At 60.2% G+C, this 16,772-nt stretch carries 17 protein-coding genes and 1 tRNA gene; 13 read left to right on the top strand and 5 right to left on the bottom strand.

The genetic code is table 11. The annotated features are described in order from the left end of the window. Positions 1-165 precede the first annotated feature (165 nt). Entirely contained in the window at positions 166-1,986 is a 1,821-nt protein-coding gene (locus EWV35_RS11970) for an ABC-F family ATP-binding cassette domain-containing protein (protein ID WP_238654481.1), read from the bottom strand. A gap of 92 nt (positions 1,987-2,078) precedes the next feature. On the opposite strand from EWV35_RS11970, the gene EWV35_RS11965 reads away from it, so the two are divergent. The 8 genes from EWV35_RS11965 to EWV35_RS11930 all read left to right on the top strand — a co-directional run bounded on the left by EWV35_RS11965 (position 2,079) and on the right by EWV35_RS11930 (position 9,276). Further along, positions 2,079-2,149, top strand: a tRNA-Gln gene (locus EWV35_RS11965). Positions 2,150-2,200: 51 nt separating this feature from the next. Next, positions 2,201-3,679, top strand: a complete 1,479-nt coding sequence (gene glmU / locus EWV35_RS11960) for a bifunctional UDP-N-acetylglucosamine diphosphorylase/glucosamine-1-phosphate N-acetyltransferase GlmU (RefSeq protein ID WP_129662201.1) — start codon at positions 2,201-2,203, stop codon at positions 3,677-3,679. Positions 3,680-3,682: 3 nt separating this feature from the next. Continuing rightward, positions 3,683-4,666, top strand: a complete 984-nt coding sequence (locus EWV35_RS11955; protein WP_129360691.1) for a ribose-phosphate diphosphokinase — start codon at positions 3,683-3,685, stop codon at positions 4,664-4,666. 392 nt (positions 4,667-5,058) lie between these two features. Further along, the gene (locus EWV35_RS13220; protein WP_165168534.1) at positions 5,059-5,238 is read left to right on the top strand and encodes a hypothetical protein; all 180 of its coding nucleotides are present in this window, start codon (positions 5,059-5,061) and stop codon (positions 5,236-5,238) included. Then, complete coding sequence (locus tag EWV35_RS11945) at positions 5,229-6,515, top strand: glycosyltransferase family 4 protein (protein WP_165168558.1); 1,287 nt, start codon at positions 5,229-5,231, stop codon at positions 6,513-6,515. The genes EWV35_RS13220 and EWV35_RS11945 overlap by 10 nt, the downstream gene beginning before the upstream one ends. Continuing rightward, positions 6,512-7,564 (top strand): glycosyltransferase family 4 protein, encoded by a 1,053-nt coding sequence (locus EWV35_RS11940; protein WP_129662195.1) that lies wholly within the window; start codon positions 6,512-6,514, stop codon positions 7,562-7,564. Before EWV35_RS11945 ends, EWV35_RS11940 begins: the two co-directional genes overlap by 4 nt. A gap of 22 nt (positions 7,565-7,586) precedes the next feature. Beyond that, on the top strand, positions 7,587-8,105 hold the full coding sequence (locus EWV35_RS11935; RefSeq protein ID WP_129662193.1) for a glycosyltransferase family A protein: 519 nt from the start codon (positions 7,587-7,589) through the stop codon (positions 8,103-8,105). A gap of 7 nt (positions 8,106-8,112) precedes the next feature. Continuing rightward, positions 8,113-9,276, top strand: coding sequence for a glycosyltransferase (locus tag EWV35_RS11930; RefSeq protein WP_238654480.1), 1,164 nt, complete (start codon positions 8,113-8,115; stop codon positions 9,274-9,276). Here EWV35_RS11930 and EWV35_RS11925 read toward each other — a convergent pair. After that, positions 9,273-9,560, bottom strand: coding sequence for a PqqD family protein (locus EWV35_RS11925; protein ID WP_129662191.1), 288 nt, complete (start codon positions 9,558-9,560; stop codon positions 9,273-9,275). The genes EWV35_RS11930 and EWV35_RS11925 overlap by 4 nt on opposite strands. Then, complete coding sequence (locus tag EWV35_RS11920; RefSeq protein WP_165168556.1) at positions 9,541-10,431, bottom strand: nucleotidyltransferase family protein; 891 nt, start codon at positions 10,429-10,431, stop codon at positions 9,541-9,543. The genes EWV35_RS11925 and EWV35_RS11920 overlap by 20 nt, the downstream gene beginning before the upstream one ends. 318 nt (positions 10,432-10,749) lie before the next feature. Here EWV35_RS11920 and EWV35_RS11915 point away from each other — a divergent pair, with 318 nt between their 5' ends. From EWV35_RS11915 to sufU, 5 genes are all read left to right on the top strand, one after another. Continuing rightward, positions 10,750-11,313, top strand: coding sequence for a VanZ family protein (locus EWV35_RS11915; protein ID WP_165168554.1), 564 nt, complete (start codon positions 10,750-10,752; stop codon positions 11,311-11,313). A gap of 218 nt (positions 11,314-11,531) precedes the next feature. Continuing rightward, positions 11,532-12,164 carry a 50S ribosomal protein L25/general stress protein Ctc gene (locus EWV35_RS11910; protein WP_129360681.1) on the top strand — a complete coding sequence of 211 codons (633 nt, stop codon included), beginning with the start codon at positions 11,532-11,534 and terminating at the stop codon, positions 12,162-12,164. A 144-nt stretch (positions 12,165-12,308) separates the two neighbouring features. Then, positions 12,309-12,887, top strand: a complete 579-nt coding sequence (pth, locus tag EWV35_RS11905) for an aminoacyl-tRNA hydrolase (RefSeq protein ID WP_129662185.1) — start codon at positions 12,309-12,311, stop codon at positions 12,885-12,887. 53 nt (positions 12,888-12,940) lie between these two features. Beyond that, a complete protein-coding gene (locus tag EWV35_RS11900; RefSeq protein WP_129662183.1) occupies positions 12,941-14,251 on the top strand; it encodes a SufS family cysteine desulfurase in 1,311 nt (436 codons plus the stop codon). A 24-nt stretch (positions 14,252-14,275) separates the two neighbouring features. Further along, a complete protein-coding gene (gene sufU / locus EWV35_RS11895; protein ID WP_129662181.1) occupies positions 14,276-14,737 on the top strand; it encodes a Fe-S cluster assembly sulfur transfer protein SufU in 462 nt (153 codons plus the stop codon). A gap of 6 nt (positions 14,738-14,743) precedes the next feature. On the opposite strand, the gene nhaA is transcribed toward sufU, so the two are convergent. Further along, complete coding sequence (nhaA, locus tag EWV35_RS11890; RefSeq protein ID WP_129662179.1) at positions 14,744-16,111, bottom strand: Na+/H+ antiporter NhaA; 1,368 nt, start codon at positions 16,109-16,111, stop codon at positions 14,744-14,746. A gap of 131 nt (positions 16,112-16,242) precedes the next feature. Beyond that, entirely contained in the window at positions 16,243-16,743 is a 501-nt protein-coding gene (locus EWV35_RS11885) for a DUF2505 domain-containing protein (protein ID WP_129662178.1), read from the bottom strand. Between the last annotated feature and the right edge of the window lie 29 nt (positions 16,744-16,772).

Genomic DNA, 16,772 nt, shown 5'->3' with positions numbered 1-16,772 from the left:
GCGCTGGTTCGCCGGGCTGGTGCGTCCGGGTTATGCGCACCCAACGCACCGATTGCCGCAAGAGGCATGGACTATGGGGACAAAACGGCTCTTCGTGACCGGAATCCGGAATCCTTGGCCTACGGCCAACGCCGGCTTGCCGCTTTTTCTCCGGTTCTGCACCGTCTACCCTGCGATCTCGGACAGTTCCAGCCAGCGCATTTCGAGCTCGTCGACTTCGTTCTGGATTTCTTGGACCTTGCGGCCGAATGCGGCCAGGCCCTCGTAATCGGACTGGTCGTGCGCGGCCATTTCTTCGTGGAGCTTCTGTTTGTTCTCGCTCAGCCTGGAGAGCTTGCGGTCGATCGCTTTGATCTCCTTCTGGGCCTCGCGGATTTCGGCTCCGGAATGAGTGACGTCCGCGCGCGCGGCGGCGGTGGCCTCGGATGCGGCAGTCGCCCGCTTCTCCCGACTCACGGTTTCGGCTCGGCCTTGCAGCTCGAGGTATTGGTCGACGCCACCGGGCATATGTTGGAAAGAGCCATTCATGACGGCATACTGCTGGTCCGTCACGCGCTCCATGAGGTAACGGTCGTGGGAGACCACCAGAAGGGTGCCGGGCCATGTATCCAGCAGATCCTCCATGGCCGCCAGCATGTCCGTGTCCAAGTCGTTGGAAGGCTCGTCAAGAATCAGCACGTTCGGCTCGTCCAGCAGGATCAGTAGGAGCTGCAAACGGCGCTTTTGACCACCCGAAAGGTCGCGAACGGGGGTCGAGAGATGGGCGTTCGTGAAGCCCAGACGTTCGAGGAGCTGCCCGGGCGTCATCTCCTTGCCGTCGGCGATATAGCTGGTCCGCTTGCGGCCGATGACTTCCGAAACCCGCTCGTGCAGAACATCCTTCAGTTCGTCCAGCTGCTGCGTCAACGTCGCGACCCGCACCGTCTTGCCGCGTTTGACCCGGCCATCCGAAGGGGCCACGTCGCCGGTGACGAGTCCCAGCAAAGTCGATTTGCCGGCACCGTTGACTCCCAGGATCCCCGTGCGCTCGCCGGGCGCGATTCGCCACGTCACGTGGTTCAGCACAGGCTTCTCTCCGCCGGAGGGCAGGGGGTAGGAGACGGAGACGTCCTCGATGTCGACGACGTCCTTGCCCAGCCGTGAAACGGCCATTTGCGAGAGCTCGACCTTGTCACGAACCGGTGGCACGTCGTCGATGAGCTCATTGGCGGCATCGATACGGAACTTCGGCTTGGACGTCCGGGCCGGCGCGCCTCGTCGGAGCCACGCGAGCTCCTTGCGCATGAGGTTTTGTCTTTTGGCTTCGGCGGCGGCTGCCTGGCGGTCGCGTTCGACTCGTTGCAGGACGTAGGCGGCGTAGCCTCCCTCGAAGGGATCCACCACGCCGTCATGTACTTCCCAGGTGTCGGTGCAGATTTCGTCCAGGAACCAGCGATCGTGCGTCACGGTGAGGAGTCCGCCCTGAGATTTCGGCCACCTGTTCTTGAGGTGTTGTGCAAGCCAGGTGATCGCCCCGACATCGAGGTGGTTGGTCGGTTCATCCAGCATGAGGACATCCCAATCGCCCACGAGGAGTTCTGCGAGGGCGACCCGCCGTCGTTGTCCGCCGGAGAGCGAATTGACCGGGGCCGACCAGTCGAGGTCCTGAACCAGACCTGAAATGATGTCTCGGATCTTTGAATCGGATGCCCATTCGTATTCCGGGGTGTCTCCGACCAACGCGTACCCGACGGAATGCTCGTCGTTGAGGACATCGGATTGGTCCAAGTACCCGACGCGGACGCCGGAACGAACAGTGACGCGTCCTGCATCGGGTTTGATCCGCTGGGCAAGCAACGACAAGAGCGTCGACTTGCCATCACCGTTCCTGCCGACGATTCCGATGCGATTTCCCTCGGAAACGCCGACCGTGACTCCCTCGAATACGGTGCGGGTAGGAAACTGAATATAAAGCGATTCGCCGCCGAGTAGATGTGCCACGAGCATTAGCCTACGTGTTACCGACTCGCGGACAGAACCGGTCGCATGCTTTGATACGATAGGTAACCGTTCGTGGGGCATATGACCCTGACGGGCGATCCGCCTTGGTGTAATGGCAGCACAGCGGCCTTTGGAGCCGCTTGTCTAGGTTCGAATCCTAGAGGCGGAACGAGTTGGCGCACCCGCGCTGGCAGCATCCACAGCAAGGAGTCTTACTCTCTTGACCTCTGGTACTCAGGAAGCGCCCTCAGCGGTCATCGTCTTGGCCGCGGGCGCCGGAACCCGCATGAAGTCCTCGTTGCCCAAGGTGATGCACGCGATCGGTGGCCGATCGATGGTTGAGCACGCGATCTCGACCGCTCGCGAACTTTCGCCCGAACATTTGGCCGTTGTGGTCCGCCATCAGAGGGAACGCGTGGTCGAGCATGTCAGCGCTTTTGACGACCAAGCGCTGATCGTCGACCAGGACGACGTCCCCGGTACTGGCCGGGCCGTGGAAGTCGCAGTGCAAGCACTGGACGGCCTCGGCAACGGGGACATCCAGGGAACCGTGATCGTCACATACGGTGACGTTCCTCTCCTCACGTCTTCCACGATCAGTGATCTGACCAAGTATCACCGGGAGCAGGGCAATGCTGCCACTGTCCTCACGACCCACCTTGACGAACCGGGTGGGTACGGCCGCATCATTCGCAATGAAGGCGGAGAAGTCACCGCCATCGTCGAGGCCAAGGACGCCACCCCCGAACAACTTGCTCTTACCGAGGTCAACTCGGGAATCTATGCCTTCGATGCCGCAGCTCTCCGTGAGTCCCTGCGCGCCGTGACCACGGAAAACGCTCAGGGTGAGAAGTACCTCACGGACGTTTTGTCCATTGCCCGGGAAAACGGTCGCCGAATTTCCGCATTGACGATCGAGGACCGATGGGAAGTCGAAGGTGCGAATGACCGAATCCAGCTCTCTGAGCTCGGACAGGTTCTCAACCAGCGCATCGCCGAAGATCATATGCGTAACGGCGTGACCATCGTGGACCCCGCAACGACGTGGATCGATACTACGGTGCGCATCGCCAACGACGTCACGATCCTTCCCGGCACGCAGTTGCACGGCGAGACCGTGATCGAGACCGGCGTGACCGTAGGGCCGGATACCACGCTCACCGACGTCGAAATCGGTGAAGACGCGACCGTCATTCGCACGCACGGCTCGGGCGCTCGCATTGGGCCCCGATCAATCGTGGGACCGTTCGCTTACCTCCGGCCGGGGACCGTTCTCGGGGAGGACGGCAAGATCGGCACTTTCTGCGAGACCAAGAACGCTGATATTGGCGCCGGCTCTAAAATTCCACACCTCACCTATGCCGGTGATGTGGAAATCGGCGAGAATTCCAATATCGGGGCGGCTTCGGTGTTCGTCAATTACGACGGCGTCAACAAGCACCGCAGCGTGATCGGCTCAAACGTCCGCATGGGCTCCGACAACATGTACGTCGCCCCTGTCCAGGTGGGCGACGGAGCCTATTCGGGCGCCGGAACGGTGATTCGCAAGGACGTTCCGGCGGGTGCGTTGGCTATTAACGAAGCTCCCCAGCGCAATCTTGAGGGCTGGGTCGAGAGGAAACGTGCGGGCACGGCAGCGGCAGAAGCCGCCCGGAAGTCTCGCGGTGTAGATGCTGAAAACAGCGGCGAGGAAGGCTAGTCCATGACCCAGACCATGACCAACCCAGGGGAGAAGAAGCTGGTCCTGGTGACAGGACGGGCCCACCCCGAGCTCGCGGAGTCCGTGGCCGAGGAGCTGGAGTGCGATTTGCTCCCCGCGTCCGCCTACGACTTTGCCAACGGCGAGACATACGTGCGGTTCGAGGATTCCGTGCGTGGTGCTGACTGCTTCGTGATGCAGTCCCACCCAGCGCCGATCAACCAGTGGCTCATGGAGCAGATCATCATGATCGATGCTCTCAAACGCGCCTCGGCTCGCCGGATTACCGTTATTGCACCGTTTTATCCTTATGCGCGGCAGGACAAGAAGCATAAGGGCCGTGAGCCCATTTCGGCTCGTTTGATCGCGGATCTGTACAAAACCGCTGGTGCAGATCGCATCATGAGCGTTGATCTCCACACGGCGCAGATCCAGGGCTTTTTCGACGGCCCGGTCGATCACCTCATGGCTATCCCGCTGCTTGTAGGCTACGTGAAGACGCGCGTGGATCTGAATAACGTGACCGTTGTTTCCCCGGATACCGGCCGTGTCCGTGTGGCGGAACAGTGGTCGGAATTGCTTGGGGGCGCACCCTTGGCATTCGTGCACAAGACGCGCGACATTTCGGTCCCCAATCAAGCTATTTCCAAGACGGTCGTGGGAGATATCGAAGGCCGCTCCTGCGTGCTGATCGACGATATGATCGACACCGGTGGCACGATCTCCGGAGCCGTCAAGGTTCTGCAGGAGGCAGGGGCGAAAGACGTCATCATCGCCGCTACGCACCCGGTATTCTCCGGACCTGCCTGCGAGAGATTGGAAAAATCCGGTGCTAACGAAGTCATCGTGACCAACACGCTTCCGGTCCCGGAGGAGCACCAGTTCGAGAATCTCACGGTGCTTTCGATTGCGCCGTTGATTGCCCGTGCCATCAAGGAGGTCTTCGAAGACGGTTCGGTCACGAGCCTCTTCGGCGGCGTGGGCTAAACTTCGTCCGGTGGTCCGGTTTATGGGTCTGGGCCGCCGAAGAAGAGCTGGATCATTTGGGGGAAATACAAAGCGATGACAACTCTGCCCGTGTGGGGGACACGGACGGCTCACGAGCTCGTTACCGGTAGCTCGGTGGCCCGGGGAATTCGTGAATTCAACCTCGGAACGAGGTTTCCGTGAATTCATTGTCGACAGTTATTCCTCATTACGGAAATCCACAACTGACATTGGCGCGGTCTCTTTCGTCTGATGAGGCCCTCGGATAAGCAGCACCCGAGATCATTGTGGTCGTTGATCATTCACTTGAAGCAATTCCGCGCACGGCACCCGGGCGCCCCGTGATTCGGCGTGACTCCGACGGTGGGTTCGGCTCCGCAACGAATACAGGAATGAGGGCCGCCCCTGGGCTCACGGTTCTGGCGATCAACAGCGTTGTAGAGGTTGCCCCCAAGTCCATAGAGGCGATTGCCGACGACGCCGGCCTGCTCATTCCGGAAATATGGCAGGACCATGTGAACACCGGGGAAGGTTCCTTCACTGCATGGGAGCGCTTGGAAAAGTGGCTTTAGCGGATTCTCGGCCGCGAGCGTTATGGCTCGTCCCCGTCCCGGATATCGGCGGCGTGGCCCGCCACGTCCTTGACGTGGCACGGGCGGGTCTGCCGGGTTGGGAGCTTCACGTTCTCTGCCCCGCAGGCGAGCTCGCTAGGCGACTTCGTGCCCAAGGCGCGCACGTGGAGACCGGTGAGTTCGGGACCGAATTCGGCCTTCTCAGATCGGCCCGGACGCTCGAACGTGCTATCAGGCGGCTTCGCCCGGACGTCGTACATTCTCATTTGGCTTTCGCAGACGTCGTGTCCGCAGTGGTTGTCGGGCTCCGCCAGGCGATGGGTCGGTTGCCGGGCGCCTCCGGAGCACCATTGTTGGTCACGACGGAACACGGAATCGCACCAGAGGATTCCCTGTACCAGTCCTCGCCGGTGCGGGCGAAAGCCATGAACATCGTTCACTCGAGTCGGCTCAGAATCACTGACCGAACAATCGCCGTGTGCGAATCGACCAAGTGCGTCATGGAGACGAAATGGCATGCCCGTGATGTCCGCGTTGTCCACAACGGGGTTGACGTCGACGCGGTTGAGAAGGCCGTCCGGCGCCACCGGGAGAAGCACGAATCAAGCGAGGGAACGCGATTTCTTTCGTTGTCTCGGTTGGCACCTGAGAAGCACATCGATACCGTGATCCGTGCCTTCGCCGCGGTTCATGAGGTTGACCCGGAAGTCACGCTCGTTGTCGGTGGCGAAGGGCCTCTGAAAGCCGACCTCGAGGCCCTGGCCAGCGAATTGGAACTGGGGGAGGCTGTCACGTTTCCCGGTTTCGTGGAACCGTACCAAGCCCTGGCTCAGGCGGATGTTCTGGTGCAGATCTCCGAGTGGGAGAACTACTCGTACACTCTCTTGGACGCAGTCGCCGCCGGAGTTCCCGTGGTGACCAATGACGTCGGTGGGAACCAGGAGATCGTGGGCGGCGACACTCTTGCTTCACCCGTATCGACTGATGATCTTGCGGAGAGAATGAGAGGCTACTACCCGGTCAGCGGCTCTACGCCAGGTTCAGTCGCACGGTCATTGCCTAACCTCAACGCTATGACCGATTCCATCACGAAGCTCTATTCGCGGAGTGACTCCATGAGGGGGACGATAGCTTTGTTCGCGGCGGTTGGCATGAACGCCGCGCTGCTGCCCTACACGGCAACAACGCGGGGAAGCCGTCGGGCGAAGGAACTGCTTTTGTGCCCTCGATCCAGAATAGACCGCCGCTTCGGCGTAGGAGAGGTAGGCCCTCAGTGACGGTTTCTCGTCTCTTGATCGCGACCAACAATGGCGATATTTCCGGCGGGGAGAATATGATGTTTTCCTTGGCTCGCGCCGTCCGCAGCATGGGGCGCGAAGTCGTCATCGTGGCGCCCACAGAACCAGGGGACGTTCTGGAACGGGCGTTCGAGGAAGGCTTCACGCGTCAGGAGATCCACGCCCGTTCCCGGTGGCAGTACATTTTTGGGCTGGCCTGTTTCGGGATGAAGCATCGCTCCGAATGGATCTGGTGCAATGGGCTGGTACCTTCATTCGCTCTCGGTGCCCATCGGCGCAAGGTTGTGCATCTCCACCAAATACCCGTGGGAGTCAACGCGCTTCTTGTCCGTATTGCCCTGCGAAGGGCGGCCTCCCGATTGGTTCCCTCCCATTTCGCCGCGGATCGCATACCGGGTACGCGTGCTTTCCACAATTGGGTACCGGAGATTCAAACCGGTGAAAGAACACTTCACCCGTCTGGACCAGTTCGGGTCGGATTCATCGGCCGGATGTCTCGCCTCAAAGGTGTTGTGACTCTCGGAAACGCTTGCCGACGTCTCTTGGCAGACGGAAACGACCTCGAACTTCATCTGGGCGGGGGCCGTGACCATGTGGGTCGGAACAATAATGACGAGGTCGAGCTCGCCCTGACCAAGTTTCCCGAATCCCGTCTGTTCCGCCATGGTGTCCAGCCGGTCGAGACCTTCTTGAGCATGATCGATGTGCTGGTGGTTCCTTCTCAGTGGGGAGAAGTCTTCGGACTCGTCGCCGCCGAAGCGATGAGCGCGCGCGTACCGCTTGTGATCAGCGACGACGGCGGCCTGCCGGAGGTCGTGGGGCCGGACTACCCATGGACTTTCCCCTCCGGTGACGTCGAGGCATTGGAAGCGATGCTTCGACGAGCAATCACGGCGCTCGCCGAATCCCCTGAGTGCGTCGATTCCTTGACCGCGGCGGCCCGCAACCGTTGGCAGACGCTCTATTCGCCGGCGGCAGGTTTAGCAAGAACCCGCGAGGTCCTCCGGACGATTGACTCCATCGATTGAAATGCTCTTAAAAGGAGAACCCATGACCTCTTCTCTTGCCGCTTCGGTCGATATTCCTACCCGGGGCGGAAAAAACCGCCTGCATTGCCTTTTGGACGCCTTGAAGAATCAGACCTGTTCGGAATTCGAAGCCATCGTGATCCTCGTGGATGATATCGACGCCACGAAAATAATCTTCAGAACTACATCCAGTACGGAGTCGACAACCTCCGGTATCACATCTTCAAAAGCAACCAGAAACGGTCGAAAGCCGCCGACAAGGGGTTTGAACCGGCACGAGGAAGAATCGTCATCCGTTGTGTCGACGTCCCCCGAGCCCCGAATGGAACTCATGGAACGGCATGGGGCGGCGCATGAGGATCCGAGAATTTCCTCCGTAACCGGCCTGACTGCCGATCATTGTCCGGACGGTTTGTACGCGATCGACAGTTTCCTTCCGTTCGTGCCTCACACCGTGGGTAGAAGACCGGTGGCATTGTGCGTCGAGGCCGCGGGCCTCTCCGGGATTCGGTATCCTGAACGCGCAAGAGAGATCTTCTAGGGGACCGGTGTACAAGATCATTGCCCAAGTGGCCCATCGTCTGACAACCAGGAGCTCGGCCGGGGACTTTCCGATCGCGATAGCCCACGACTACCTGACGCAGCGCGGGGGAGCAGAGCGAGTAGTCCTGGCGTTGCACAAAATCTTTCCGGAAGCACCCATATACACAACGCTGTACGATCCCGAAGCCACGTTTCCGGAATTCAAAGAAGCCGACGTCCGCACATCCCCACTGAACAGAATCAGCTTCCTCCGAAGAAGGCACAGGCTCGCACTTCCGCTTCTTCCCCTCGCCGCCACGCTGTTCCGGGTGCCCGCCAAGCTGACCATCGTGTCATCGACCGGCTGGGCACACGGTTTCAACGTGTCCGGTGGGAAGGTGGTTTACTGCCATAGCCCGGCACGTTGGCTCTATCGGCGTGACCAGTACATGGGAGACAGAGCCGCAGGTACTCTGACGGCTCGGGTTCTGGACCTCCTGAAGCCTGCCCTCACACGGTGGGACCAGTGGGCCGCTACAGCGGACGGTCATCCGTATATTGCCAATTCCACGGTCGTCCAGGAAAGGATCCGGTCCGTCTACGGCTTGGAAGCTCCCATCATCTACCCGCCCCACAACGTGGACGCGAACGCCATCCGAAAAAGCATTCCCGGCATCGACTGGGGGAGCAATGAATTCTTCCTCGTGGTCTCGAGGTTGCTTCCATACAAGAACGTCCAGCACGCCATCGAGGCAGTTCGTGGAACACGGCACCGGCTCGTCGTGATCGGCGCAGGTCCGATGGAAAGCCAACTGCGTGCAACGGCTCCCGAAAACGTTCGCCTGACAAGCAATCTCGATGACGCCCAGATGCGGTGGGCGTACTCGCACTGCTCAGCCGTTCTCGCGGTCTCCTATGAGGATTTCGGCATTACTCCGTTGGAGGGTGCGGCTTACGGAAAACCGACTCTTGCGTTGCGGGCCGGTGGATTCCTGGACACGATCAAACCCGGCGTCACAGGCCAATTCATCGACACCCCAGAGCCCGAAGCGATCCGGCGGGCAATGGACGAATTCTCACCCTCCGATTTCGAGCCGACTCGTATCCAGCAACACGCCAGATCCTTCGGCCAGTCCAGGTTCGAGAGGCAACTCAGGGGACATCTCCGCAAGTTCGGCGAAGATTTCTAGTCCTCGGCCACGGGGTGGTCGGTCTCCAGATAACCTTCATCCACCAGCTTCCGAAACAGTTTCTCGGCCTCGGGGCGTATCCGTGAGGCGGGTAAGGAATAAATGGAAGACAGGAAGTCGACCGTCTGGTCCAGGCTCTGTCCATCAGCCCAACATAGCCACAGGTCCACGGCAGAACCGGACAGCTGGATCGGTTTCTGTTCCGGGACGCGAGCCAACAGGCAGTACTCGTCGGCCGGGCCGGTAGAACGTACCCAAGCGACATCAGCAGCGATTCTGACCATTGTCCTCATCTCTCGAACGCTGTCCCCACATCTTCACAAGGCGTTGCACAGCCTCGCTCCCCGCTTGACGGTTCCTGGCCATCCACTCCGAAGCGATATCCAGTCTGGAAGGTTTGTGGCCGAGTCGTATCGCCAAATGGTCTTGGTTCACCATGAGTGCCGACGTCGCGACCGCAATCTTGTCGCGTGTAGTCCTCGCCGCGCTCCAGCGTGCAACCCATTCATCGAGCCGGGACCCGCCTTGGGACATGAACCTCCACAGCAGATAATCGGGGTGGTTCCGGTACTCCTCGAGCTCCCCCAGAGACGCCGCCAGAGCGACTTCCCCGCGGAGCTGTCCAGCACGCCGCCGAATATCTTCCATGTCAGCGTCTGAGAGAATGCTGCGGATATAAGCGGCGTCCTGCGTACCTCGGTAACCGTCCCTGCCCGCATGCAGAAGGATGATCAGCAATTGGTCGAGGTAGGCAGGCACGGTGCACGGAAAATGGGCAATGGGCGCCGTCTGCCGGCCGGACCACAAAAGGTCGAATCCGTCTTCCGGGGCGCATTGAATTCCCGGGAAATTCCGGTGAATATCCACCGCTCCCCACCAGGAATGACGATAGGTAGCGGCATGCTGGAAAGCGGACCCCGAGGTGAATCCCGTTACCCGCTCCCAATTCAGCCTGACCAAGTGGCCGATCAAGTCCTCGACTTGGCTCGGACGAACCAGAATATCCGCATCGGTGCTGAACCGCGACGTCGGGTAAAAACCGTCCAGGGCCGCATAGCCTTTGACGTGCAGTATGTCGATACCGGATGAGTCCGCAACGGCTTGCAGGTTGGCGTGGGCGAGCTTGATACGGTCGCCCAGTTCGTAAGCGTCCACGAGTCCCCCTTCGTGATTTCGCTCAATATGTAGAGTCCCGAGCAAGTGTTCGTACCGTCGGATCTTGCTTCGGAACGGTGGCCACACAAAATCCGATGAAACCTCCGAGAATCACCCCGATGGAGGGCAAAAGAATGTTTTCCCTAGTCAACCTAATAAAGTCCAATAACGTCATACAATCCCTCGAGGGCGGCCCCACCTGCCCTGAAAGTCATTTCGTGCGGAAATACTACGAAGACGGGTCGAGTAGCATTCGGGATGGATCCCCGGACCCGCGGATCGACAGTCAATAATCTAACACCGAAGAAGGAAGCGTACGTGCCTGGACCAGTCTTCTTGCCCGGAATTCGTCAGGGTCTTCGCCACACCGAATTGATGCGCCCGCTCAGAAGGTTGGCGGTCACCGTATTCGCCGTGTTGGCGATGATCGCGGCGGTGTGCTTCTTCTGGCCGAATGGTGCACAGATTGGTCAGACCCTCATCAACATCTGGCGGATCCTCACCCCAACACCGTGGCTCCGTCATCACATTTCACCGGAGAGTGTGGAGCGGGGCATGAATGCCATGGTGTTTGTCCCTTTGACGGCGTGCTTGGTATTAGCATTTCCCCGAATCAGAATATGGGTCTGGTGGATTCTCGCAATTCTCGGATCAAGTTTCATCGAATTCTTTCAGTATGCATTTCTGCCCGGTCGTATATTCGACCCCGTCGACGCAGTGTTCAACTCGCTGGGCGGAATTCTTGGAACCGTGGTGGGGCTGGCGCTCCTCTGGACAATCCACAGGGTCTGGGCGAGGAAACACCAATCGAGTCAGGAGCAGGTCTTCGGTGCGGACGGCCGGGCTGCCGACGGGTACGGGCCGAGAAGTTCGAGGCGGTAGTTGCCGTATCCGCTGGTGCTGAAGGAACGATGAGGTTGCGCCGGGCATTCGGGCACCACATAATAGATAGGTATGCCAAGGCGAGGGAGGCGCAATCCTCCGTAATCGACGATGGCTGGTCAGCGAAACACCGTGGGCAATCGCCCGTATGGAACCGCGCCAGTTCGAATCAACTTGGCGCACTGAAGAACTAGTTCCGATACGAAAGGTGGTTCAGCATGGCTGACCGCACAAAGATCTCCGCGGAATCCCGCGACGAATTCGGTAAGGGCGCGGCTCGCCGCATCCGCCGCGCGGACAAGATTCCCGCCGTGATCTACGGACACGGCGAAGACCCCATCCACATCGTTCTCCCGGGTCACGCCACCATGATGGCCGCTCGTAACCCCAACGCTGTTTTGTCCCTGGACATCGAGGGCAAGAGCCACTTGGCCATGATCAAGGACATCCAGCGTCACTCGATCCGTCCCGAGATCTACCACGTTGACCTCTTGACGGTTCGCCGCGGCGAGCGCGTCGAGGTTGAAATTCCGGTTACGGTCGAGGGCGAGGTTGCCCCCGGTAACCTGTGGACCCAGCCCGAGCAGGTCGTCGTCGTCGACGCCGACGCTTTGGACGTTCCCGAGGAAGTCCTCGTTGACCTCGCCGGCCGTGGCGATGGCGAGCACGTCACCGCAGCGGACCTTGAGCTGCCGGAAGGCGTCAACCTCGTGTCCGAGGAAGACCTCATCATTGTGAACATCTCCGAAGAGGTCGAGCAGGACCTTGGCGAAGAGCCCGAGGAAGGGGCCGAAGCCGAAGAAGGCGAAGGTTCCTCCGAAGAGGAGTCCTCCGAGGAGGACAGCGAGTAATACTCGCTCTGTCGAAAGGAAAGGCCCGTCGATCGACATCGACGGGCCTTTCCCTTGCCTGGCGGTACGAAGAGGTACTTGAGGCGGGCAAGAATGGAACGAGAATCGTCGACGCCGGGTGGTTCGGACTGAAGGAGGAATAGCGTGGCTGAAACTTGGTTGGTCGTGGGACTCGGAAATCCTGGTCCTCAATACGCCAACACGCGTCACAATGTCGGCCAAATGGTCGTGGATACCATCGCCCGGAGCATGGGAGCGACTTTTAAGAGACACAAAGCATCCGCCGTGGTGGTCGAAGGGCGTTTGGGAATCGGTGGCCCGCGCGTGGTGCTGGCCAAATCCACGGGGTACATGAATACCTCAGGTGGCCCGACCTCTGCGCTCGCGAAGTTCTACGACGTCGACCCGGATCACGTGATCGCCGTGCACGATGAGATCGATATTCCGTTCGAGACCATCAAATTGAAAAAGGGCGGGGGAGAAGGCGGCCACAACGGGCTGCGCGACATCACCAAGGCGCTGGGTACTAAGGATTATGTGAGGGTGAGGGTCGGCGTCGGCCGGCCTCCCGGACGCATGGACACCGCCGACTACGTCTTGAAGAATTTCGCGTCCTCCGAGACCAAACACCTCCCACTGCTTCTGGAAGACTCGGCGGACGCCGTTGAAATGATCATGACGCAGGGGCTTGCCGAAGCGCAACACAAATTCCATGCACGTTAAGCCGAAAGGCAGTCCCGCTGATGTGCGGGTCGGCGGGTCCTAGGATGGGGATCATGAGTAATTCGATCCATCGGAATTCTCCTGCGGCCACAGGCCCGCTCGATGATGCCAAAGTCGAGCGATTGATCCGAGACTTCCCCATCCTCTCCCACGAAGTGGACGGGAACCGCCTGGTTTACCTCGACACGGGGGCGACGAGCCAGAATCCGGTTCAGGTGCTCGATGCGGAGCGGGACTACTACGAGCAGCGGAACTCGGCCGTGCACCGTGGGGCCCACAGCCTTGCCGTTAGTGCGACCGATGCTTTCGAGGAATCGCGGCGCGTCGTCGCCCAATTCGTCGGTGCGGACGAGAACGAATTGGTATGGACCTCCAACGCGACCGAGGCGATCAACCTCGTCGCCTACTCTTTCTCCAACGCCTCGGCAGGCTTGGGAAAACCTGAGTCGGAGCGCTTTGCGCTGGGACCTGGGGACGAGATCGTGACGACCGAGATCGAACATCACGCGAACCTCATTCCCTGGCAGCAACTGGCCGCCCGGACCGGCGCAACGCTGCGCTATATCCCGCTCGACGACCAAGGGCTGCTCGACGAAGAAGCCGCGGAAAGCATCGTCGGGCCCAGAACGCGGGTCCTGGTTTTCACCCACGTATCCAATGTGTTGGGCTCCATCACGGATGTTCCACGGTTAGTGGCCCTGGCAAAGAAGTACGATGCGGTGACCGTTCTGGACGCCTGCCAGTCGGTTCCTCATATGCCCGTTGATTTTGCGGAATTGGGAGTCGATTTCGCGGCATTCTCAGGTCACAAGATGCTGGGACCAACCGGGATCGGGGCGCTCTACGGGCGCTACGAGCTCCTCAGGGCCATGCCACCGTTCCTCACCGGTGGTTCCATGATCACCAAGGTCACCATGGACGAGGCACGGTTCATGGATCCGCCCATGCGTTTCGAAGCCGGAACGCAACGTGTGTCCCAAACGGTCGCTCTCGCCGAGGCGGTGCGCTATCTCGATGGAATCGGGATGGAGAACGTTCACGCGTGGGAAGCCCAGCTCGGCCGTCGTCTCGCCCAAGGAGTCTCCGAGATCGACGGTGTTCGCTTGCTCGGTCCTGCACCTGGACGCGAAAGAGCGGGGCTGGTGTCGGTCCACGTCGAGGGAGTTCACCCGCACGACGTAGGGCAGCTGCTGGATACCCGGTCAATAGCGGTACGGGTGGGTCACCATTGCGCCCAACCGCTGCATCGTCGCCTCGGCATCAACGCCTCTACCCGGGCCAGCGCGTACATCTACAACACAACCGATGACGTGGACCGTTTCCTCGAGGGATTGAGCGGCGTCCGCGGATTCTTCGGTCTCTAAAGAAAGCACAGGAAGTAATCACTCATGAGCGACCTTGATCAGCTGTATCAGCAGATCATCCTGGATCATTCCCGCAAGCGCTCAGGGGAAGGGCTGCCGGCTTCGCAGACGGGATACTCCGCCGAGAACCACCAGTACAACCCGACGTGCGGCGACGAAATCAACGTGCGTATTTCGCTCGACGAACGTGGTCGGCGAATCGAGGCCCTGTCCTGGGAGGGAGATGGGTGCTCCATTTCGATGGCTGCCGCTTCCGTCTTGTCCGAGATGGCCCCCGGCATGACCACCGATGAGTTCTACCGAATGGTCGACGAATTTCGCGAGATGCTTCGTTCGCGCGGCCGCGTCGAGCCGGACGAAGAAACCTTGGGCGACGCCGCTGCATTCGCGGGGGTTTCGAAATTCGTGGCCCGCGTCAAGTGCGCAATGCTTTCATGGGTAGCGGCCGAAGAAGCCGCAAAAGAAGCGGGCGTCTCCGGGGCCTGAGCGGCTTTACGAACGAGGACGCGAATCCGCAGCGTCGGGATCGTCCTGGGCAAAGGCCTCCGTTGCCTCGAGCTCATCCGGCTCGTCGCCGTCATACGTGTCCACAGGGATTCCTTGTGCTCGGAGGCGCTTGTAGTGGGCATTGCGAATTCCCAGCAGAGTGCCGCCGAGAATTGCGGAGAGAAGAGAACCGGTCAGCACACCGACCTTGGCGTGATCGTCGTGGATGGTTCCCAGGCCGAAGCTCAGCTCGGCGACGAGCAACGCGACGGTAAAACCGATTCCGCCCATCATTGCGAGACCGAAGACATCGATCCATTTCATGTCCTCGTCGATCTCGGCCCCTGAAATATGTGTCAGAATCCACGTCGACCCGAAGATTCCTATGGTCTTGCCCAGCACGAGACCGACGACGACGCCGATTGCCACCGGATCCGAGAAGGCGTCGACGATTCCGGACCAGCCGCCCACGGCAACGCCGGAAGCGAAGAAAGCGAAAACGGGTATCGCAATGCCATTCGACAGCGGCGCGAAACGGTGCGAAAGACGCGGTGCCAGGCCGATCGGGGCTTCGCCCGCACGCGGTTTGGAGCGATGCAGAACGGGAACCATGAAGCCCAGCACGACGCCCGCGATCGTAGCGTGAATACCCGCCGAGTAAATGAGGATCCAGGTTAGGAGGCCGATGGGCAATAGGATGACCCAGGCGCCCCAGGCGCTGTGGGCAAAGAACCGGGGCCACTTGTGGGTCAGAACCCAGAAAAGTACGGCGGGAAGGACAGCCAGGCCCAAGTAGAGGAAATTGACGCCTTCAGAGTAGACGAATGCGATGATCACAATCGCGATCAGGTCGTCGACGACGGCAAGTGTCAGCAGGAAGGTTCGCATCGCCGTCGGAAGTGCGGAGCCGACCACGGCGAGCACCGATACGGCGAAAGCGATGTCCGTGGCCGTGGGGGTGGCCCATCCTCGCAAGGTCGCAGAGTCTCCCCAGACCAGATTGATCACGGCATAAATGATCGCCGGCATGGCGACGCCGCCGAACGCGGCGACCACGGGCACGACGGCCTTCTTGATGCGTCGGAGCTCACCATCGACGAATTCGGACTTGAGCTCGAGTCCGGTCATGAAGAAGAACACGGCCAGGAGGCCTTCGGAAGCCCACTCGCCGACCGTATGAAAAGCGCTGTCGACACCGGCAATACCGAGGTGCGCGTCGCGGAGGCCGAAATATCCGTCGGACAGCGCCGTATTGGCGAAGAGCAAGCCGAGAACCATCGCGGCGATCATCAGAAGACCACCAGTGTTGCCCTCACGCAGTTTCATACCGAATTTGCTCTGGTGATAGCCCTCTTGCGCGAGTGTCGTCGTCATTTCTTCCTCATGGTGCGATCTTGGCGGTTCTTACTTACGCTAGCGGCGCCTTCCGGGCACTGCCGAATTCAGCCGAAGATGAAGACGTGCACGCTGGACGGAAGACGCCGCTGTATCACCCAGAGACGGGGCTAGCTGTGGTTCTTGATCCAGGCTTCGGCGGTCGTGCTCTGCAATGAAAGTGCCTTGCCGATGTACGGTTCGGCGGCGGCGGAAATTTTCTTGCCGACCAACGGGATATTTGCTTTGACATCGCCCTCGACGTCGACGACGGTCTGCTCGCCCTGGGACTTCAGATCCTGGTGAGCCGTCGCAGAGACCGGGAGGCCTGCGACATCGATCTTGGTCTCGATCGTGCGCGAGCCGTCCTCTCGAGGGGCGCTGTATTCATCCACCTGGGTCAACTTGACGCCGTTGCTCACGAACTTCTGAGCGACGCTGGGAACTTTGTCCGCACCGACGCCGCGGACGGTGGTCACGGTGAACGGGCCCGAGGTCTCTCCGTCGACGGAAAGGCTCTGGAACTCGACTCCGGCCTTCTGCGCTACATGCCGCGCAAAGTCTTCCGAGCTGAAGGCTTCGATGACACGGTCGATCGGAGCGTTGATGGTGTGTGATTCCTTCATAGCCATGAATAACTCAATTCAGTTCGGTGAACAGA

The organism is Rothia uropygialis (assembly GCF_004137765.1).
Taxonomy (GTDB): Bacteria; Actinomycetota; Actinomycetes; order Actinomycetales; family Micrococcaceae; genus Rothia.
This window is presented reverse-complemented; position numbering and strand designations above follow the sequence as displayed.